Origin of the sequence: Streptomyces sp. TN58, from assembly GCF_001941845.1 — a bacterium.
Taxonomy (GTDB): domain Bacteria; phylum Actinomycetota; class Actinomycetes; order Streptomycetales; family Streptomycetaceae; genus Streptomyces.
Map to the genome: position 1 here is coordinate 3,630,441 of NZ_CP018870.1, position 19,951 is coordinate 3,650,391.

At 71.6% G+C, this 19,951-nt stretch carries 14 protein-coding genes and 1 tRNA gene; 4 read left to right on the top strand and 11 right to left on the bottom strand.

Features of this window, described 5'->3' with window-relative positions; translation table 11 throughout:
- Positions 1–264: 264 nt before the first annotated feature.
- Together BSL84_RS16405 and BSL84_RS16410 are read left to right on the top strand one after the other, a co-directional pair.
- Positions 265–861: a restriction endonuclease gene (locus tag BSL84_RS16405; RefSeq protein ID WP_420718783.1), complete on the top strand. Its 597-nt coding sequence runs from the start codon at positions 265–267 to the stop codon at positions 859–861.
- A 30-nt stretch (positions 862–891) separates the two neighbouring features.
- On the top strand, positions 892–1,143 hold the full coding sequence (locus BSL84_RS16410) for a hypothetical protein (RefSeq protein ID WP_079273213.1): 252 nt from the start codon (positions 892–894) through the stop codon (positions 1,141–1,143).
- Between the two features lie 235 nt (positions 1,144–1,378).
- Here the strand turns inward: BSL84_RS16410 and BSL84_RS16415 are convergent, their stop codons facing one another.
- From BSL84_RS16415 to BSL84_RS16440, 6 genes are all read right to left on the bottom strand, one after another.
- Positions 1,379–2,371 carry a ParB N-terminal domain-containing protein gene (locus tag BSL84_RS16415; protein ID WP_075970625.1) on the bottom strand — a complete coding sequence of 331 codons (993 nt, stop codon included), beginning with the start codon at positions 2,369–2,371 and terminating at the stop codon, positions 1,379–1,381.
- 20 nt (positions 2,372–2,391) lie between these two features.
- Entirely contained in the window at positions 2,392–4,104 is a 1,713-nt protein-coding gene (locus BSL84_RS16420) for a relaxase/mobilization nuclease domain-containing protein (RefSeq protein ID WP_075970626.1), read from the bottom strand.
- A complete protein-coding gene (locus BSL84_RS16425) occupies positions 4,101–4,661 on the bottom strand; it encodes a MobC family plasmid mobilization relaxosome protein (protein WP_075970627.1) in 561 nt (186 codons plus the stop codon). Before BSL84_RS16425 ends, BSL84_RS16420 begins: the two co-directional genes overlap by 4 nt.
- Positions 4,662–4,995: 334 nt before the next feature.
- The gene (locus BSL84_RS36535) at positions 4,996–5,688 is read right to left on the bottom strand and encodes a DUF2637 domain-containing protein (protein ID WP_075970628.1); all 693 of its coding nucleotides are present in this window, start codon (positions 5,686–5,688) and stop codon (positions 4,996–4,998) included.
- 346 nt (positions 5,689–6,034) lie between these two features.
- On the bottom strand, positions 6,035–7,324 hold the full coding sequence (locus BSL84_RS16435) for a DUF3631 domain-containing protein (protein WP_075970629.1): 1,290 nt from the start codon (positions 7,322–7,324) through the stop codon (positions 6,035–6,037).
- 233 nt (positions 7,325–7,557) lie between these two features.
- Entirely contained in the window at positions 7,558–7,752 is a 195-nt protein-coding gene (locus BSL84_RS16440) for a hypothetical protein (RefSeq protein WP_107484910.1), read from the bottom strand.
- A 129-nt stretch (positions 7,753–7,881) separates the two neighbouring features.
- Here BSL84_RS16440 and BSL84_RS16445 point away from each other — a divergent pair, with 129 nt between their 5' ends.
- Together BSL84_RS16445 and BSL84_RS16450 are read left to right on the top strand one after the other, a co-directional pair.
- Entirely contained in the window at positions 7,882–8,559 is a 678-nt protein-coding gene (locus BSL84_RS16445) for a helix-turn-helix domain-containing protein (protein WP_075970631.1), read from the top strand.
- On the top strand, positions 8,556–10,166 hold the full coding sequence (locus tag BSL84_RS16450; protein WP_075970632.1) for a tyrosine-type recombinase/integrase: 1,611 nt from the start codon (positions 8,556–8,558) through the stop codon (positions 10,164–10,166). The genes BSL84_RS16445 and BSL84_RS16450 overlap by 4 nt, the downstream gene beginning before the upstream one ends.
- Positions 10,167–10,288: 122 nt before the next feature.
- On the opposite strand, the gene BSL84_RS16455 is transcribed toward BSL84_RS16450, so the two are convergent.
- From BSL84_RS16455 to topA, 5 genes are all read right to left on the bottom strand, one after another.
- Positions 10,289–10,362, bottom strand: a tRNA-Thr gene (locus BSL84_RS16455).
- Between the two features lie 219 nt (positions 10,363–10,581).
- Positions 10,582–12,153 (bottom strand): alpha/beta hydrolase, encoded by a 1,572-nt coding sequence (locus tag BSL84_RS16460; protein WP_045320818.1) that lies wholly within the window; start codon positions 12,151–12,153, stop codon positions 10,582–10,584.
- 228 nt (positions 12,154–12,381) lie between these two features.
- Positions 12,382–13,593, bottom strand: coding sequence for a DNA polymerase III subunit delta' (locus tag BSL84_RS16465; protein ID WP_075972123.1), 1,212 nt, complete (start codon positions 13,591–13,593; stop codon positions 12,382–12,384).
- 71 nt (positions 13,594–13,664) lie between these two features.
- A complete protein-coding gene (gene tmk, locus BSL84_RS16470; protein ID WP_075970633.1) occupies positions 13,665–16,844 on the bottom strand; it encodes a dTMP kinase in 3,180 nt (1,059 codons plus the stop codon).
- 156 nt (positions 16,845–17,000) lie between these two features.
- Complete coding sequence (topA, locus tag BSL84_RS16475) at positions 17,001–19,829, bottom strand: type I DNA topoisomerase (protein ID WP_030029965.1); 2,829 nt, start codon at positions 19,827–19,829, stop codon at positions 17,001–17,003.
- Positions 19,830–19,951 lie beyond the last annotated feature (122 nt).

The following is a 19,951-nucleotide window of genomic DNA, read 5'->3' on the forward strand; positions in this document are numbered from 1 at the left end:
ACAGAGGGGGAATTCCTTCATGGCGGTTCAGCTTGCGGACCACGTTCGGGGTGACGTCCCGGTGTGGGCGCAGACACGGTGGCATGTGGGATCAGCCACGGCAGGCGGTGCCAAGTGCACGGTGCACCTGTCCGCTTCCTCCACCTCGGCGCAGCTGGGCGGGACTCGATGAGCCGCCGCCCGATACGGCGCTCTGCCCGACGCCGACCTGTTCGCCGATCCAAGAAGCAGGACGAGCAGGTCGCCCTGGTCGTGGGTGTGGTCGTGGCGGTCGGCCTGCTCGCCGCCGTCGTGCAGTGGCTGCTCACGCACTGGTGGGTCCTCGTCATCGTTGCCGTGGCCGCCTCGGCTGCGGGTGGCCTCTGGTACCAGAAGGCGCAGCAGCGGGCAGTTTGGGCTCGCGTACGCGCCCAAACCTTGCGGCTGCGGATTGCCGAGCTCGACGCACTGGATCACCGTGCATTCGAGTTCGCTGTACGGGACCTGATGCGCCGCGACGGCTGCAAGGCCGAGCAGCTCGGAGGTGCTGGCGACAACGCTTGCGACGTGCGTGCCGTCGACCCCGCCGGTCGCGTCTGGGCGATCCAGTGCAAGCACCGCCGGGATGGGGACCGTGGTGCCGCGGTCGGTGTCGGGGTGCTGCAGCAGGTCAACGGCACTGCACGCCAGATCCACGGGGCGGACGTCGCGGTCGTCCTCACCAACGGCCGCTTCTCCTCCAAAGCGATCCCCTGGGGTAAGCAGAACCGAATCCACCTCGTCGACCGCCGCGTGCTCGGCGAGTGGGCCGCAGGATCCCGCCCCTTGTGGGACCTGCTCGACCGCATCCCACCACCGCGCCGCCCTTCGGCGCTGTCCTGATGCGTCGGAACGTGATGCAGGAAAGCGGAGATGTCTGATGAATTGCTTGCCAAGAGGGCGTGCAGCGTGATCTTGACCATCAACATGGCGGTCCTGCTGGCCGTCATCATCGTCCTGCGCCTTCGTCGACGCACCCAGGCCCGAAGCCGATTAGATGAGAAGGCGACCGTGATCATTGTGCTCGTTTTCGGAGTGCTGGTTGCTCCGACAGCCTTCGGTCAGGGCGTCTTAGACATAGTGACCCAACTTGCGCGCGGCATCTCGCAGTCCGGCAGCCCCTGATGCTTCCCGGGCATGCCGTTGCCACAGTCGGCGTACGCGTCGGTTGCGTCGAGGTCGAACCTCCGCCTCGCCCATGCCACGTCCTGGAGTGGGGGATCGGGGCCGGCCGCCCGCGCCAGAGGTTTGCGGAGAGGGAGCGGTTGCTGTGCTGACGGAGGCGGTGGGGAAGTCGGCGGCATGAGCGATCGCTCTCGGGGCTGGCGGCGGCGCTCCAGCCCCGAGAGCGTGCAATGGCTCAGTCCAGGGTGATCAGGCGCTGGGCCAGGAAACGGACTTCGGGTGCAAGACGCCCGAGGATGTCGCGGGTGAGCTGAGTGCCGGGCCGGGCGGCGAGGTCCTGAACGGCGGTCCAGTTCTCGGCGATCAGATGGAGACTGTGCTGGGCCCGGTCGATGGTCTCCTGTCGGTGGGCGAGGAACTCTTCAGCGCGTTGGTGGGCCTGGCTCCAGGTGGTGTCGCCGCGTGCGACGAGTTGGGCGAGGGGCGGGGTGGTGTCGCCGTCCGCGAGGCGGATGGTGTCAGCGTGGGTGACCTGCCGACGGAGTCGTGCCTCTTCTTGCCGCTGGTCGAGCGCCGCCGTGGCGTCTTCAAGGGATATGAGGCCCTCTGCGGCCTGTGCGGCAAGGTCGGAGGCATGCTGGCGAAGTCGTTCGTGCTGTGCCAGGACGGCGGCGGCCCGGTCTTTCTGCTCGCGGGCGGCGGTGTAGGCGGCGTCGAGGCCGAGCGTGCCGACGCGAACTTGCTCGGCCAGGTGGAGGGCGTGCTTGAGGACGGTGGCCGCGTTCGAGAGGCGGGTGAGGCTGAGGCTGTGGGTCTTGGCCTGGTCTCGCAGGGAGTGTTCCGAAACGGAACAGGCCATGGCGGTGATCATGGCTTGCTGACCCTTGCTGATGTGCCGGCGGAACAGGTTGCCGGACATGATCAGTCTCATGTGATCGGTGCCGGTGTAGGTGGTGAAGCGGGGCTCGACGCCGGCGATCTTGCAGGCGGCGAGACGGTTGCGGCCGTCGAGGAGGACACCGTCGGTGTCGAGGACAATCGGCTTGTGCTGGCCCTCGGTCCTGATCGACTCGGCGAGGTCGAGCAGTTCGTCCCGGTCGAGCATCGGGAACAGGTTGGCGGCGGGATGGATCTTCAGGGTGTGCTCCTTGTTGTCGGCTGCTGTGGGGTCGGCGCCCTGCCGGTGGGCTGCGGTGGTGTGGGTGTGGGGTTGTTGGGTGGCTGTCATAGGGACGCTCTCTGTGGCTGTCAGCGCTGTCGGTGGCGCTGGTCGGTGGGGGTCGTGGGTGTCGTGATGGGCTGGGAGTTTCGGACCTGGTGTCCGCTGGGCGCGGGCGCCATGGTGGAGCGGCGGCGGGCGGCTTCGGCGCGGGGGTTGAGTGTGGGGTTGCGGCTGGTGTGCTGGATGCGGGTAATCAGGACGCGGGCGGGTTGGCGGGCGGTGGTGAGTTCGCGCTGGGCGGCGGCCTCCTTGAGAAGCTGGTGGGGTTTGTGGCCGCCGGCTTCGGCGTCGGCGAGGACGGTGGCGAGGGCCGGCCAGGCGGGGTCGGCAAGGATGCGGTCGGCGTGGTCGGGGACAGCGGCCCGGACGTCGTGGGCCAGGGTCTGGCGAGCCTGATCGTTCGGCCTGCGGGTGGCGAGGTGGTCGACGACAGGCGTGAGGGCTCGGTCGGCGGCGGCCTGGAGGTAGTGGAGGGTCTGGCGGGCGGCTTCGGCCTGGTGGGCGTGGTTCTCCGCCTCGTGCCAGCGGGCGGCGACGATCGTGGCCCAGACGAGGGCAGCAAGCAGGGTCGCCAGGGCGCTGCCGTCGGGGCCGGTGGCGGTGTGGGCGAGGTCGCGGGCCGCTCGGCGCAAGGCGTGGGCGGCCTGGTTCTCGGCGCGGATCTGGGAGCGCTGAGCACGGGCGAACGCCTGTGAGGCGGCTCGCAGTTCCGCCCGCATCTGGACGGGGGCTTTCTGGGCAGTGGCCTCGATGAGGTCACCGAGCGCGGTGATTCGGGCCTGGGCGTGGGTGTCGTCGACCATCCCCTGGTGGAGGGTGTCGACGGCGTCGATGGCCTGGTGCCAGGGGGTGCCAGGCTGGTCACGGCGGGCGGTCGGGTGCTCCTCCGGCGCGGTCGTCTCCAGGCGGGCCTTGAGCTTGGGGAGGGTGAGGTCGGGGGCGATCTTTCCGCCGGGGTGGAAGATCTGTTCGCCGTCCTTGTTGAGGTCTCCGGGGCGGCCGACGGCGTAGCCGAGCAGGTCTCCGGACGGTCCGCGGCGGGGTTTGACCTCAATGCCCATCGCTTCGAGGTAGGCGAGGAGTTCCTCCGTGTTGCCGGCGTGGGGGATGGCGGCGCGGATGCGGTCCTGGAGCCAGTCCCGGCTGGTCTGCTCCCAGCCGAGACGTTCGGCCTTGTGCATCTCGGCCTGGGTGGGCCGGCGGCCAGCGGTGCGGTCGCCCTTCTTCAGCTGCCGCAGGCCGTAGTCCTTCTCGATCTGGCGGCAGGCGTCGCCGACGCGGATGCCGCTGTCGTGGAGCCTGGGGCGGCGGCCGTCCTCGCGGACGGTGGTGGCGAGGATGTGAATGTGGTCGTCCGCGTGGCGTACGGCGATCCACCGGCAGCCGAGGTCATCTCCGGGCGGGGCGATGCCGGCGGCCTCGACGATCCGCTGGGCGATGTCAGCCCACTCCGTGTCGGAGAGGCGGCGGTCCTCGGGGGCGGTGCGGACGGGGCAGTGCCAGACGTGGTCGGTGACCTGTTTGCCGAACTCGCTGTTCCGAAGATGAACGGGCTCGTCGAGGTGGCGGGCGAGCTGGGTGAGGGTGGCGTGCTCGTCGCGGCCGGGGTCAGGCATGCCGAGCATGGCGAAGCCGGCGACGATGTGCGGGTCGGTGTGCTCGTCGTGGCGGCCGGGGCCATAGAGGTATGCGAGCAGGCCACGGGTGTTGGACCCGGCCGGTTTGATGGCGGCGATCACGCGGCCAGGTCCTTCCTGGCGTCTGCCTGTTCGCGCAGGGCCTCAGCGATCAGCTCCAGCAGGCGGTGGAGCTCGTCGAGACGGTGGCGGATGTCGGGCGGGGTGAGGTCGCTGTTCAGCGCGCGGGCGACCTGGTTGACGTTGACGCCGATGCGGTTGAGCTCGCGCAGTACCTGCGCGCGGAACATGTGGGTGCGGCGCCGGTCCTCGGACAGCGGCAGGTTCGCCGTGAACCGACCGGCGATGAAGGCGATGACGATGTCAGCGGCGAAGCCGGATTCCCCCTTGTAGCCGTGCTCGGCAGCGGCCTCCTGGAGGTCGGCGTGCTCGTCGCCGGTGAACCGCAGCGGTCCAACGCGAACGGTCCGCTTGGTGCCGGTGAAACGGCGGATCGCCGGCTGCACGCTCTGCACTGCACGCTCGCCGGCCGACGGCACGGTGGCGGGTGTAGGGCGGAGGATCTGCTGCTGGACTGCGTGGAGCTCGTCCGGGTCGGGGCCGCCCTCGGCCCCGACCTCCCGGTCCGGCGCCCCCTGGCGTCGGGCCGTCTCCGCCACCCCTGGGGCGGAGATCCCCGAAGACCGGCCTTGAGTCGGACTCGGGGTACTACTGGCTCCGCCAGGGGCTGTCCGTCCGAACGCCTGCCGCAAACGGTCCATGAACCTAGGCGACTTCGGCTGGAGGGACGCCGTGTCGGTACTAGTAGTGGCGTCGTCGTGAGAGTCACGGGGCACAGGCGTTCTCCGATGCGCGGGACGGGAGGCGGGTGCAGGGGGCACGGGGAGGGCATGTGTACGTATCCACAGGAGCGGCCCCCAGGGTGTGGACAAGGCCGCGGTCGGGGTGGTCGGAAGGTTCCGACCACCCCGCCCGGGCTCAGGGTTGGGCCGGTCAGGAGGTTTCGGAAGCGGCCTTCGCCTCGGCCCGGAGGATCTTCATGACCTCGGTCAGTCGCTCGCCGGCCATACCGAGCCCCTGGTCCCGAGCGGCCTTCTTCACGATGGCTCGCGACAGCTCCCCCTGCTCAGCGGCAGCGGCGCGGCCGATCTCGACCAGGTCCTCCAGCGAGGCATCCGGCGGTCGTCCGCCGCGCCGCTTGGCCTCCGAATCCCCGGCAGGCTGTTCCGGAGCCTCGGTGGTGGTCTCGCGGGTGATCAGGATGTGGAGGTGGACCGCGCCGGCCAGGGCGAGTGGCGCGATAGTGGAGAGGACGCCCACGGTGGCGTCGCCCAGGTACAGGCCGTCGGATGTGACCTGTTGGTTGAGGCGGAGGGCGTGCAGGGCGTTCGCCCAGATGCTCGCCGTGGTCGCTGTTCCGAACAGGGTCCATACGTAGAGGCGGGCTCGGAACGGGGCGGTGCGCAGGACGAGGAGGGCTCGTACCCCGTAGGCGATGAACCCGTCGATCACGAGCGGGAAGAGGTAGGTGAGGAATCCGCGGACGTGGATGGCGACGGCCATCTGCTGGAGTGCGTCGTACGAGAGGGCGCAGGCGGCGGCACCGAGGGCGAGGATCGCGGCGCGGTCCCAGCCGGTCGCCTGGTGGGCTGTGCGGTGGTGGGCGGGTATGGCAGGGGTGGTCAAGCGGGATGCTCCTGTGGTGGTGGCGTGATGTGTCTTGGGCGTCTTGGCCGTTGCAAGCGCAGGTCAGGGCCGGTACGGCAGGCCCGGTCGGCGTCCGTCCTGGCCGTGTCCCGGCGGGGACGGCACGGGTCTGACCTCCGTCTTGGCCTCGTAGCCGGTGACCTGCGGCGATACGGCGCGTACGAGTGGGACGGCACGAGACGGATGCGGGCGACGTCCCCGCGCTCCACGCAGTCGGTCGTGACCTTGTTGCCGTCTTGCCCCGTTGCAGTCTTGCGTGTATGCCCTCTGACCTGCGCGATCACGGCAGGGACGGCAAGGACGGCAACCTGGGTGTGGGGCTGGGTCAGCCCTGCGGGAGGGTGGGCGCGGCGTCGACCGGGTGGACGGTCGGGCAGTAGCGGCGCCAGGGGTCGAGGAACTTGTTGCGCATGTAGCCCTTGCGCTGGGTTCCGTCGGCCATGCGGACGTTGCCGGGCTTGATGCCGAACTGCCTGAGCATCGAGCTGAGGTCACGCGGGCTCAGCCCGTTCCGACCCCACTCGGCCCACGGGCTCTCCGGATCCTGGCGCAGATGGTGGATCAGCTCCTCCGTGGAGAGGCTGTCGACCTCGCGCTGGGCGACGAAGACGCGCCGGATGTCGGCCAGGATGCGGGCCCCGCTGGGGTGGTCCTCCTCGGCCGCCGTCTCGGCGGCGACCATCTGCTCGCACGCGGTGCGGGCACGGCGCGGCCAGGTGCCGGCGGCGAGGTCGGCGACGGTGACGAGGGGTTCCCAGGTGTCGGCGGCCCGGTCCTCCACCGGCATCGCCGGTTCCAGGTCGGCGGCCTCGTCCAGCAGGGGCCCCGCCCAGGCGGCGATACGGTCGCGCAGGCCGTGCAGGGCAGGGATGTCCCGCCGCGACCGGAAGGGCCGGACGCTCTCGCCTTCCGCTCGTCGGCGCATGCGGATGACCACCGACCGGTCCATGATCGTGTCAGGCAGGTCGCCGATCCCGGCGATGGCCGCCATGGCGAAGGTGGCGAACCGGTGGGGCGTGTGGTCGTTGCCGACCACACGGGTCACGTAGCGGTTGCGCTGGTGGCCGGCGTTCAGCAGGCCGCGCATCTCCTCGTTCTTCTCCGCCTGCTTCGGCGTGCCGAAGATCGTGTCCGCCTCGTCCACGAGGAGCGTGGGCGGCTCCTCGGTGATGGAGCGGAAGACTGCCGCCGGCGTGGTGTTGATGGTGAGCATCGGCTCGTGGACCGTCTCGGTGAGAACGTCCAGCAGCCGGGACTTGCCGCACCGCTTCGCCGGTCCTACCACCGCCAGGCGCGGGGCGTGCTGCCACGCCGGCTGGAGGTGCGTCGCCGCCACCCACAAGGTGACCGAGTCGAGCGCCTGCTCGGAGGGGAGGATGACGAACTTCGATATCTGCGCACGCAGTTCATCCAGCAGCTCCGATCCGTGCGTCGGCTCGGGGTCCGGCTCTGGCTCCGCCTCCGGCTCCTCGGCAGGCTCGTCTGCCAAGGTGCCCTCGACGCCGTCGGCGGCAGAAGCCTGACCGATGAACTCGCCAGGCTTGCCAGGGACGGGGACCAGCGGCCATGCGGGCTTCTCGGGGGCGGAATAGGGCTGGGATTCGTGGTGTTCCACAGGGCAGCTCCTCGTCTGACGGTGGCGGGCTCGCACGCCCTTGCCGCCGGGTTGGTTCTTCCAGGGCCGTTCGGGGTTGCTCGGGCCTCCGGCGTCGCACCGCCGGGGGCCCATTCCCTTCTCGCGGGCATCAGGCCACCGCGAGGGACCACGAACCGTACGTACATGCCTGGCCACAGTCCAGCGTTTCTGTGTCAGCTCAGCGCAGAACGGCCTGCTATGTTGCCTCACCCTCAAGCGGCCAGCCCCAGCAGATTCAGCAGATCCGCGGTCACCACGCGGTACGCCTTGCCCAGGCGCAGGACCTTGCACGGGTACTCGCCCCGCTTGGCCAGCTCGTAGCCCTTGCTCCGCCCGAGACCCAGTGCACGGTTCCCGGTGTCCAGGTCAACGGCCGCCGGCAGGGCCAACAGCTCCTCGCGACCCATGCCCGTCAGCTTGGTTCCTGTCGCGTTGTCGCGCACGCAGCGCTCCTCTCGTACAGCCGTCGGCGAACGTGGTCGTCACGTCCGGCTCTGGGCTACGAGAAACAAGTGTGATCGAGCTACTGTGTCGCCATGACACAACACGGATTCGATGATGAAGACGAGGACAACGTCCCCGAGTGGGTGGACCAGGTCATGGCGACCGTGGCCAAGGAGGTGAGACGACGCAGGAAGGAATTGGGGATGAGCGCACAGAACCTGGCTGATGCCTGCGAGGAGATCGGCCATCCGATCCCACGCAACGTGATCGCCAACATGGAGTCCGGTCGCCGAGCGAGCCTCCCCCTGGTCGACGTCATGGTGCTGGCCGAGGCGCTCCACACGAACCCGATCTGCCTGATCTACCCCGTCGGCTACGTCGAGCAGGTCCAGAAGCTCCCCCTGCGGCACAGCGAGCAGACCTGGGACGCCATGCGGTGGTTCACCGGAGCTGAACCCGGTGAACCGCTCGCCCTGGACCTCATGCTGCGCCTGTTCCACCAACACGAGAGCGAGCAGCGGGCCTTGCACGCGGCCGAGTCCAGCGAGCAGGACGAAGCCTGGAAGGCCAAGTCGGCCGGCGACGCTGCTCAACGCGAAGAGGCCCTCAGCGCCCAAGCCTTCTACGCCGAGAGGGCCGCGCTCGCCAAGGAGCGGCTGCGCCGCCTCCGCGCCTCCATCCGCGAGGAGGGCGGCACGCCCCCAATGCTGCTGCCATCCCGGTTCGCGAGCCCGTTCGACAACAACAACCACCTGGAGGAAGACTTTTGAAGGGTTCCACCTACCGCCGCTGTTCCTGCCGCGACCCCAAGACCAGCAAGGAACTCGGCACTTCCTGCCCCAAGCGCAACAGCAGGAATCACTGTACGTACTCCATACGCCAGGAGCTGCCACCCCGCGAGGACGGCAGCCGACGGTCCTTCGCGCGTGGCGGGTACGGCAGCCTCAAGGCCGCCCAGGCCGATCTCGACCACGTGCGGGCCCTCCTGGGGCTCGCTGAGGCCGACGACCCCGAGGGCATACAGCTGGTCGCCGCGATGCTGGCCGAGGTCAGCGGTGAGAAGCTGCCCCTGCCGGACGTGGAGGAGACCCGGCGCCGGCTCAGGGCCGGCCAGGATCTCATCGGCAGCCTGACCGTGGCCGAGTGGCTGGACCGGTGGCTCGCCGGCAAGCGCATCCGGAAGTCGGGCATCAGCCGGTACGAGACCGACGTCCGCGTGCACCTCAAGCCCCACATCGGCCACCGGCGTCTCGACCGGCTGCGCGTCAGTCACCTCAGCGACATGTTCACCGCCATCACCGACGCCAACGCCGAGATCCTGGAGCAGAACGCCCAGCGGCGAGCGGCGGTCGAGGAGTTGGCGACCGTCCCGTGGAAGGGCCTGGCGAACCGCGCCCGCCGCAAGGCGATGAAGGCCGCGATCGACGCGATGCCGCCCTTCCGCCGCGTCACCGGCCCCGCCACGCGCCAGCACATCAAGGCCACGCTCCGCGCGGCCCTGAACGACGCGATCGGGCAGCAGATCATCACCTTCAACCCGGCGGCCCACGTCGAGATCGACCCGGTACGCAAGCCGAAGGCGCTCGTGTGGACAGACGAGAGGGTCGCCAAGTGGGAGCAGAGCGGCGAGAAGCCGTCCCCTGTGATGGTCTGGACGCCGGAACAGACCGGCGGCTTCCTCGACTTCGTCGCCGAGGACCGGCTCTACGCGATGTGGCACCTGATCGCCTTCCGCGGCCTGCGGCGAGGCGAGGCGTGCGGGCAGCCGTGGTCGGAGACCAACCTCGACCGGCATTCCCTCACCGTGACCGGCCAGCTCGTTCAGGACGGCTGGGAGGTCGAGGCGTCCGAGCCCAAGACGGACAGCGGCTTCCGTGTCGTGGCCCTGGACGACGACACCGCCCACGTCCTGAAGCGGCACCGCGAGCGGCAGGAGGCCGACCGTGCGGAGTGGGGGTCGGCCTGGGTGAACACCGGGCTCGTCTTCACCCAGGAGGACGGCTCCTGGCTCCACCCGGGCAAGGTCACCGACCTCTTTGAGCGGCTCGTCGCCGCCTCCGGCCTGCCGCCGATCCGGCTGCACGACCTCCGGCACGGCGCGGCCACGCTCATGCTGGCCGCTGACATCGACATCAAAATCGTGTCGGACACACTCGGGCACAGCGACACCCGGATCACGCGCGACATCTACCAGAGCGTGCTCCCCCACGTCGGCAAGAGCGCCGCCGAGGCCACCGCCAAGCTGGTCCCCCTCCAACGCAAGGCCGACCAGGAGGAGCAGGCCCGCAAGGCCGCCAACAAGGCGAAGAAGGCCGAGAAGGCGAAGGGCAAGGGGAAGAAGAAGGGCAAGGCCAAGAAGGCCGCACGCAAGGGCTGACAGCCGCTCCGCTCACGCATCGCTCACGCAAGCACTTCCACGGCATCCCCGTCGTGCGGCTCGGCATGCCCCAGGCATGAAAAAGCCCCAGGTCACGGCGAGTGAGTCCTGGGGCTGATCCGAGCCGCCTTCGGGATTCGAACCCGAGACCTACGCATTACGAGTGCGTTGCTCTGGCCAACTGAGCTAAGGCGGCACCGCCGGGAGACAAGTGTTCCCTCGGAAGGGATCGCTCATCAGCAGCGGCGCCAAGTCTACAGGGTCCCGGCAGGTGCCCCGAACCACGTTTCGTGCGGGTGCGGCGCAGGTCACGGACCCGGTCGGCGACCGCGGTGCTACCGGGCCGGGCGCGGGTCCCGCAGGTGCTCCGGGGTGTGCTCGGGCAGACCGGTGTGCCCGGCGCTCGCGCCGCGGGTCAGCACTTCTTGCCGTCCGTCGGGGGCTTGCCCTCCAGCAGGTAGCGGTTGATCGCCGTGTCGATGCAGTCGCTGCCGCGCCCGTACGCCGTGTGGCCGTCGCCGTCGTAGGTGAGGAGGGTGCCCGAGTCGAGCTGGCCGGCCAGCGCCTGCGCCCACTTGTACGGGGTCGCCGGGTCGCGGGTGGTGCCCACCACCACGATCGGCGCGGCGCCCTTCGCGGTGAGCGGTCCCGCCTGGCCCGTGGGCTTCACCGGCCAGTACGCGCAGTTCAGCGCGGCCCAGGCCAGACCCGCGCCGAAGACCGGGGAGGCCTTCTCGAAGGAGGGCAGGGCCGCGTCGACGGCGTCGGGGCCGGTGAAGGCCGCGGGCTGGTCGAGGCAGTTGACGGCGGCGTTCGCGAACATCAGGTTGGCGTACTTTCCGTCCGGCCCGCGCTCGTAGTAGCTGTCGGCCAGACCCAGCAGGCCCGCGCCGTCGCCGTTCATCGCCGAGGTCAGAGCCTCGCGCAGCTGGGGCCAGGCGTTCTCGTCGTAGAGCGCCGCGATCACCCCGGTCGTCGCGAGGGCCTCCCCGAGGGGGCGCTTGTCGTCGCCGCTGGGCACGGGCTGGGCGTCGAGCTTGCGGAAGAAGTCCTTCAGGCGGGCGGCCACCTGCTCCGGGCTGCCCTTGCCCAGCGGGCAGTCGGGCTGCTGGGCGCAGTCCTCGGCGAAGGCGGTGAAGGCCGTCTCGAAGCCCGCGGTCTGGTCGCGGTTGAGGTCGAGCGAGGCGCGGGTGGGGTCCATCGCGCCGTCCAGGACCAGCCGGCCGACGCGGTCCGGGAAGAGGTTCGCGTACGTCGCCCCCAGGAGGGTGCCGTAGGAGGCCCCGACGTAGTTGAGCTTCTTGTCGCCGAGGACGGAGCGCAGCAGGTCCATGTCGCGGGCGGCGTCGACGGTGGAGACGTGCGGCAGGACCCGTGTGGAGCGGGCCTGGCAGCCGGCGGCGAACTCCTTGAAGGCGGTCACCAGCTTCGCCCGCTCGGCCGCGTCGTCCGGGGTCTGGTCCACCTGGGTGTACTTGTCCATCTCCGGGCCGGTCAGGCACTCGACGGGGCTGCTGCGCTGTACGCCGCGCGGGTCGAAGGAGACCATGTCGTACCGGGCCCGGACGGGGGCGGGGTAGCCGATGCCCGCGTACGCCTGGAGGTAGCCGATGCCGGAGCCGCCGGGGCCGCCGGGGTTGACCACGAGCGAGCCGAGCCGCTTGCCGGGGCCGGTCGCGGCGCGGCGGGACACCGCGATGTCCACGTCCTGGCCGGAGCCGGGGTTCGCGTAGTCCAGCGGGGCCTTCATCGTGGAGCACTGGAAGCCGGGGACACCGCAGTCACGCCAGGTCAGCTTCTGCTCGTAGTACGGGCGCATCGCGGCGGCGTCGGGGGACGGCTGCACCGACGCCGTGCCGCCGGGCTCCGCCCGTGCGGACGCGGCGGCCCGGAGCGTCTCCGGCCCGCCGGTGGTACATCCGGAGAGCAGCAGCCCGGCCGCCGCGATCGCGGTCCCGGTGGTACGCAGCACACGACTGGTGTCCATCCTCGGAGCCTACGTCCTGGCGGAAGGCGCGGGTGGCCCCGCTGCGCCGGACGGATCCGGGGCCTTCCCCTTGCGCCTGCCGGGCGGCGCACGGGCCGGGACCGCCGCGGCTCCCGCGGCTGGTTCGCCCGCAAGGGTGAGCCGGTCAACCGGGGGTGGACCCCGCCTCCCGCGAGACAACCCCCAGCCGGGACCAGCCCCCTCGGCGGGACCAGCCCCTTGGCGGGATCAGCCCGCGCGCAGCGACATCGTCATCGCCTCCACCGCGAGGAGCGGGGCGACATTGCGGTCGAGGGCGTCCCGGCAGGCGATGACCGCCTCGATCCGGCGCAGGGTCCGCTCCGGGCCGGAGGCTCTGGCGATGCGCTCCAGGTCCTGGCGTATGTCCTCGTTGGCGATGGCGAGGGCGGAGCCGAGCTGGAGGGCCAGGACGTCGCGGTAGAAGCCGGTCAGGTCGGTGAGGGCGAGGTCGAGGCTGTCGCGCTGGGTGCGGGTCCGGCGCCGCTTCTGCTTGTCCTCCAGCTCCTTCATCACGCCCGCCGTGCCGCGCGGCATCCGCCCGCCGGTCCCGGCGGCGGCGCCCAGGGCTGCCCGCAGTTCCTCGGTCTCCTTGGTGTCGACCTCCTCGGCCACCTGCTTGGCGTCCTCGGCGGCGGCGTCCACCAGATCCTGGGCGGCCTTGAGGCAGGCTCCGACGTCGTCCACCCGGAGCGGGAGCTTCAGGACGGTCGCCCTGCGCTCGCGGGCCGCCTCGTCCGTGGCCAGCCGGCGGGCGCGGTCGACATGCCCCTGGGTGGCCCGGGCGGCGGCCAGGGCGACCGACGGCTCGACGCCGTCGCGCCGCACCAGCATGTCGGCGACGGCGGCCACGGAGGGGGTGCTCAGGCTGAGGTGCCGGCAGCGGGAGCGGATGGTGGGCAGCACGTCCTCCAGGGAGGGCGAGCACAGCAGCCACACCGTGCGCGGCGCCGGCTCCTCCACCGCCTTGAGGACGGCGTTGGCGGACTTCTCGTTCAGCCGCTCGGCGTCCTCGACCAGGATGATCTGCCAGCGGCCCGTGGCGGGCGAGGTGTAGGACTTGCGGACGGTGTCCCGCATGTCGTCGACGAGGATCTGGCTGCCGACCGCGGCGATGGCGGAGACGTCCGCGTGCGTGCCGACCATCGTGGTGTGGCAGCCGTCGCAGAACCCACAGCCCGGCTCGCCGCCGAGGGCGCGGTCCGGGCTGGTGCACTGCAGGGCCGCCGCGAAGGCCCGGGCGGCGGTGACCCGCCCGGATCCCGGCGGTCCCGTGAAAAGCCAGGCGTGGGTCATCTTCGACGCGGCGGGCGGCGCGGTCCCGTCCGTGGCGGCCGTGACCAGCGCATCGGCATCACGGGCGGCGGCGACCAGCTGCGCCTGGATCCGCTCCTGGCCCACCAGGTCGTCCCACACGGACATCCCGCCCACCACCTCTCACTCTCCGTGCACCCATTGTCGCGGGCGCCACTGACAATCCCGTACGCCCGCCGTCAGCGGCGGCGGCGCGGCCCGCGTCCGCCTTCGCCGCGGCCCTCGTCGCCGAAACCGCCCCCGTCGCGCTCGTCGCCCTCGTCGTCGTCCCTGCGGCGGCCGAGCAGTTCGTCCGCCAGCGTCGGCAGGTCGTCGAGCGGGGTCTCCTCCGCCCAGTCGGGGCGGGGGCGGCGCGGCTGCCCGTCGTCGTCGACGACGGGCAGCTCCCGGGTCCGCTCGTTGCCGGAATCCCGGAAGATGCCCGACGGAACCCGGTCAGCCGGGTCCTCCTCGGGACGCCGGGCCGTCGGCCGCGTCGCGGAGTGGGCACGTGCGCCACTGCCGGAGGCGCCGGCCGAGCCACTGCCGGAGCCGGTTCCCCCCTGACCGTCCAGGCGGACCGGCGGGAGCACGGCCGTCTCCGCGGCGTCGGGCGCCGCGGCCGACGGGTCGACCTTCGGCACCGGCACGGTCTGCGTGACGTCGTCCGGCCTGACGACCCGCTTGACGGCGGGGGTCTCGATCGTCACCGCGTCGTCCGGGTGCGGCCCCTTCGTCATGTCGATCCTGGGCGCGGCCGCCGCGCCGGAACCCGCCGCGCCGGAACCCGCCGCAGGCCCGGAAGCCGCCGGCCCGGAAGCCTGAGCCGCAGCAGCCTCGGCGGCCGCAGCCGCCTGGGCCTCGGCCGCCGCAGCGGCAGCCGCCGCCTTCGCGGCCGCCTCCGCCGCCGAGGCCTCGACCAGCCGGCGCGCCTCCTCGGCCTTCAGCAGGGCCTCCTCCGCCCGCCGCTGCTTCTCCAGCCGCCGTTCCTCGGCCTCGGCACGCAGCCGGGCCTCCTCCTCCAGGCGGAGCCGTTCCTCCTCCGCCTTGCGGGCGGCCTCGGCCTCGGCCCTGATCCGCGCCTCCTCGGCCTCGCGGGCCAGGCGCGCTTCCTCCTCGGCGCGCAGCCGCGCCTCCTCGGCCTTGCGCGCCGCCTCTTCCTCGGCCTTGCGCCGCGCCTCCTCCTCGGCGAGGCGCCGGGCCTCCGCCTGCGCGGCCACCTCCGCCTCGGAGAGCGGGAGCATCCGGTCCAGGCGGTGCCGTACGACGGTGGTCACCGAGTCCGGGTCCTGCCCGGCGTCGACCACCAGGTAGCGGCCGGGGTCGGCCGCGGCGAGGGTCAGGAATCCCGCCCGTACCCGTTGGTGGAACTCCGCCGGCTCCGACTCCAGCCGGTCCGGTGCCTCCGTGAACCGCTCCCGCGCCGCTTCCGGCGACACGTCGAGCAGCACGGTCAGGTGCGGTACGAGCCCGTCGGTGGCCCAGCGCGAGATCCGGGCGATCTCCGTCGGGGAGAGGTCCCGGCCAGCGCCCTGGTAGGCCACCGAGGAGTCGATGTAGCGGTCGGAGATGACGACCGCGCCGCGCTCCAGTGCCGGGCGCACCACCGTGTCCACGTGTTCCGCCCGGTCGGCCGCGTACATCAGGGCCTCGGCGCGGTTCGACAGTCCGGCCGAGGACACGTCGAGCAGGATCGAGCGGAGCCGCTTGCCGACCGGGGTGGCTCCCGGCTCGCGGGTCACGACGACCTCGTGCCCCTTGCTCCGTATCCAGTCGGCGAGCGCCTTGACCTGGGTGGACTTGCCGGCCCCGTCGCCGCCTTCCAGGGCGATGAAGAATCCGGTGGCGGCCGGGGCCTGTACGGGCTCCCCGCCGCGCAGCGCGTCGCGCAGGTCTCGGCGCAGCGGCACGCCGCCCCGGTCGTCGGCCTTGGTCAGGACGATCACGGCGACCGGCAGGAGCAGCGCGCCGACGAGCATCAGGGTGAAGGCGGCACCGCCGTGTGAGAGGACGATCTCGGCGCCGGTCAGGTGGTGCGGGCCGATCAGGGCGGCGAGGACCGGCGCGGCGACGGCGCCGACGGCCGCGGCCACCCGTACGACGGCCTGGAGGTGCTCGGTGACCCGGGCCCGGCGGAACTCCTCGGTCTCCTGGTCCAGCAGCGTGTGGCCGGTGTTGGCGGCGACGCCCGCGGTGAGGCCCGCGAGCAGCGACAGGAACAGCACCGTCGCCATGTCCGGGACCAGGCCGCTCAGCAGCAGCGCGAGGCCGGTCACCGCTATGGCGAGGGCCAGCAGTCGGCGGCGGGACAGGCCGGGCAGCACCTTGCCGGCCTGGGTGGCGCGGATGCCGGCGGCGGTGCCGCCGACCAGCGCGAGGACGAACAGTGCGAAGGCGGCCGGGCCGCCGCCCAGGTCGAAGGCGTGCAGGACGGCCACGGCGACGGCGCAGGACACCGCTCCGGCGACCGCCGCGCAGCTCAGGACCAGCAGGGGGACGGCGCCGGTGCGGCCCTTGTCGGGCCGGTCGCCCGCCTTGGGGGCGCGCAGCCCCTCCAGCGGGGAGCGGGGCCGCGGGGTCGCCGCGGTCGGCAGCACCAGCGGCAGCAGCAGGGACACCGACGCGGCGAAGAGGCCGGCGGCGACGTACGAGCCGAGGGCGGCCTGGTTCGCGGCGAACCAGTCCACGCCGAGACCGAGCGCCTTGCCGACCAGGGTCGCGGCGAGCAGCGCGGCCGCCGCCGCGGGCAGCGCCGCGAAGGCCGTACGCAGGGTGAGTCGCCGCAGGGCGTCCATGTGGTCCGGGAGCGGCCGTACGGTGGCGCCCTCCGGCGGCGGCTCGGGCAGCAGGGCGGGCGCCGCGCTCTCCTTGGCCAGCGTCCACAGCCGTTCGGCGGCGCCGGACACGAAGACGGTGGCCAGCAGGGCGGTGAGCGCGTGGGCCGGGATCCAGTCGAGCCACAGCGGGGCGACGACGAAGAGGGCGATGCGGACCCCGTCGGCCCCGATCATCGTCCAGCGTCGGTCCAGCTTGCCGCTCGCGCCCAGCAGCCCGGACAGGGGGCCGAGCAGGACGGCGCCGAAGAGCAGGGTGGCGAGGATACGGACGCCGAAGACGGCGGCGACGGCGAGGGCCGCACCGCGGTATCCGCCGCCGAAGGCGCCCTCGGAGGCGGCTGCCTGAAGGGCCAGCAGAACCAGCACCAGCAGGGCCAGGGCATCGCCGATGCCGCTCACCAGCTGGGCGCTCCACAGCCGGCGCAGCCGGGGGGTGCGCAGCAGTGCGCGCACCGCACGCTCACGGGAATCCGCGGCTAGGGCTTCGTCGTAGGTGGGGTTCGCCGGGGCGGTCACGACCGCCGGCTGCTCGGCTCGCGTCATCCGCCCAGCCTATCCGCTGCGCTTGGCGGGTGCGGAGGCCTGTGGACAAGGTCGGGTGTGACCCCGGACCCACCTTTCGGGGCTCCGCCCCGGGCCCGGACCCCGGGGAACGCCCAGGGTCCGGTGCGGTGCCGGCGGGGCTGACGGCGCGAGCGACTACTCGTCAGCGGCCGGGGCCGCGGCCGTCTTCTTCGCCGCCGTCTTCTTCGCCGCCGTCTTCTTGGCGACCGTCTTCTTCGCGGTCGTCGTCTTCTTGGCCGCCGTCTTCTTCGCGGCCGCGGTCTTCGTCGCGGTCGCCTTCTTCGCCGGGGCCTTCTTGGCGGCCTTCTTCGCCGTCTTCTTGGCCGGGCCCTTCGCCCGCTTCTCCGCGAGCAGCTCGTAGCCCCGCTCCGGCGTGATCGTCTCGACGTCGTCGTCCCGCCGCAGCGTCGCGTTCGTCTCGCCGTCCGTCACATACGGTCCGAAGCGGCCGTCCTTGACCACCACCGGCTTCTCGCTGACCGGGTCCGTGCCCAGCTCCTTCAGCGGCGGCTTGGCCGCGGCCCGCCCGCGCTGCTTGGGCTGCGCGTAGATGGCGAGGGCCTCGTCCAGCGTGATCGTGAAGAGCTGGTCCTCGGTCTCCAGCGACCGCGAGTCCGTGCCCTTCTTCAGGTACGGGCCGTAGCGGCCGTTCTGCGCGGTGATCTCCACGCCCTCGGCGTCGGCGCCGACGACCCGCGGCAGCGACATCAGCTTCAGCGCGTCGTCGAGGGTGACGGTGTCCAGGCTCATCGTCTTGAAGAGCGAGGCCGTCCGCGCCTTGACGGCGTTCTTGCCGGTCTTCGGCGTGCCCTCGGGCAGGATCTCCGTCACGTACGGCCCGTAGCGGCCGTCCTTGGCGACGATCTCGTTGCCGCTGACGGGGTCCTTGCCGAGCTGGAACTCGCCGCTCGGCTTCGCGAACAGCTCCTCCGCGTACGCGACCGTCAGCTCGTCCGGGGCCATGTCGTCGGGGACGTCGGCGCGCTGGTGGCCCTCCGCGTCCTTCTCACCGCGCTCCACATACGGCCCGTAGCGGCCGACGCGCAGCACGATGCCCTCGCCGACCGGGAAGGAGGAGATCTCCCGGGCGTCGATCGCGCCCAGGTCCGTGACCAGCTCCTTCAGCCCGCCCAGGTGGTCGCCGTCGGCCGGTACGACCTCGGTGGCGTCCTCGGAGCCGAAGTAGAAGCGCTTCAGCCACGGCACGGACTGGGCCTCGCCCCGCGCGATGCGGTCGAGGTCGTCCTCCATCTTCGCGGTGAAGTCGTAGTCGACGAGCCGGCCGAAGTGCTTCTCCAGCAGGTTGACCACGGCGAACGACAGGAAGGACGGCACCAGGGCCGTGCCCTTCTTGAAGACGTAGCCGCGGTCGAGGATCGTGCCGATGATCGACGCGTACGTCGACGGCCGGCCGATCTCGCGCTCTTCGAGCTCCTTGACGAGCGAGGCCTCGGTGTAGCGGGCCGGCGGCTTGGTCGCGTGGCCGTCCGCCGTGATCTCCTCGGCGGCGAGCGCGTCGCCCTCCGCGACCTGCGGCAGGCGCCGCTCGCGGTCGTCGAGCTCGGCGTTCGGGTCGTCCGCGCCCTCGACGTACGCCTTCATGAAGCCGTGGAAGGTGATCGTCTTGCCGGACGCGCTGAACTCGGCGTCGCGGCCGTCCGAGGCCCGCCCGCCGATCTTCACGGTGACGCTGTTGCCGGTCGCGTCCTTCATCTGGGAGGCGACGGTGCGCTTCCAGATCAGCTCGTACAGGCGGAACTGGTCGCCGGTCAGGCCGGTCTCGGCCGGGGTGCGGAAACGATCACCCGAAGGGCGGATCGCCTCGTGCGCCTCCTGCGCGTTCTTGACCTTGCCCGCGTAGACGCGCGGCTTCTCCGGCAGGTAGTCGGCCCCGTAGAGCTGGGTGACCTGCGCACGGGCCGCCGACACCGCGGTGTCGGACAGCGTGGTGGAGTCCGTACGCATGTAGGTGATGAAGCCGTTCTCGTACAGCTTCTGCGCCACCTGCATGGTCGCCTTCGCACCGAAGCCCAGCTTGCGCGAGGCCTCCTGCTGGAGCGTCGTCGTACGGAACGGGGCGTACGGGGACCGGCGGTACGGCTTGGACTCGACGGACCGGACGGCGAACGAGGCGCCTTCCAGCGCGGCGGCGAGCGCCCGGGCGCCCGCCTCGTCGAGGTGCAGCACCTCGCTCTTGAGCTGCCCGTTCGCACCGAAGTCACGGCCCTGCGCCACGCGCTTGCCGTCCACCGTGTTCAGGCGGGCGACCAGCGACGACGGGTCGGACGGGTCCCCGGCGCGGCCGGTGGAGAAGGTTCCGGTCAGGTCCCAGTACTCGGCGGAGCGGAAGGCGATGCGCTCGCGCTCCCGCTCGACGACGAGGCGGGTGGCGACGGACTGGACGCGGCCGGCCGACAGGCGCGGCATGACCTTCTTCCACAGGACCGGCGAGACCTCGTAGCCGTAGAGGCGGTCGAGGATGCGGCGGGTCTCCTGGGCGTCGACCATGCGCTGGTTCAGCTCGCGCGGGTTGGCGACGGCGTCGCGGATCGCGTCCTTGGTGATCTCGTGGAAGACCATCCGGTGGACGGGGACCTTGGGCTTGAGGACTTCCTGCAGGTGCCACGCGATGGCTTCGCCCTCGCGGTCCTCATCGGTGGCGAGGAAGAGTTCGTCGGACTCGGCCAGCAGCTCCTTGAGCTTGCGGACCTGGGCCTTCTTGTCGGCGTTGACGACGTAGATCGGCTGGAAGTCGTGCTCGACGTCCACGCCGAGGCGGCGGACCTCGCCGGTGTACTTGTCGGGAACCTCGGCCGCGCCGTTCGGGAGGTCGCGGATGTGCCCGACGCTCGCCTCGACGACGTATCCCGGGCCGAGGTAGCCCTTGATCGTCTTCGCCTTGGCAGGGGACTCGACGATGACGAGTCGGCGGCCGCCCTTTGCGGTCTCGCTAGTCGGGGACAACTTGGCTCTTCTCTCCGGTCGGCACTCGGTCGCAGTACGGCGACGCTGCGGAGTGTGACGGTACAACCCGCCCCCGTGTCAAACGGCACAAGCCCGCAACGGCCACTCGAACGGTAACCCGA

Excerpts from the sequence above, each read along its gene's own strand:
- BSL84_RS16410 (WP_079273213.1), top strand. The coding sequence starts at position 892 with ATGTCTGATGAATTGCTTGCCAAGAGGGCGTGCAGCGTGATCTTGACC.
- BSL84_RS16415 (WP_075970625.1), bottom strand. The coding sequence starts at position 2,371 with ATGACAGCCACCCAACAACCCCACACCCACACCACCGCAGCCCACCGG.
- BSL84_RS16440 (WP_107484910.1), bottom strand. The coding sequence starts at position 7,752 with ATGGGTCGCGAGGAGCTGTTGGCCCTGCCGGCGGCCGTTGACCTGGAC.
- BSL84_RS16445 (WP_075970631.1), top strand. The coding sequence starts at position 7,882 with ATGACACAACACGGATTCGATGATGAAGACGAGGACAACGTCCCCGAG.
- BSL84_RS16460 (WP_045320818.1), bottom strand. The coding sequence starts at position 12,153 with ATGGACACCAGTCGTGTGCTGCGTACCACCGGGACCGCGATCGCGGCG.
- BSL84_RS16465 (WP_075972123.1), bottom strand. The coding sequence starts at position 13,593 with ATGTCCGTGTGGGACGACCTGGTGGGCCAGGAGCGGATCCAGGCGCAG.
- tmk (WP_075970633.1), bottom strand. The coding sequence starts at position 16,844 with ATGACGCGAGCCGAGCAGCCGGCGGTCGTGACCGCCCCGGCGAACCCC.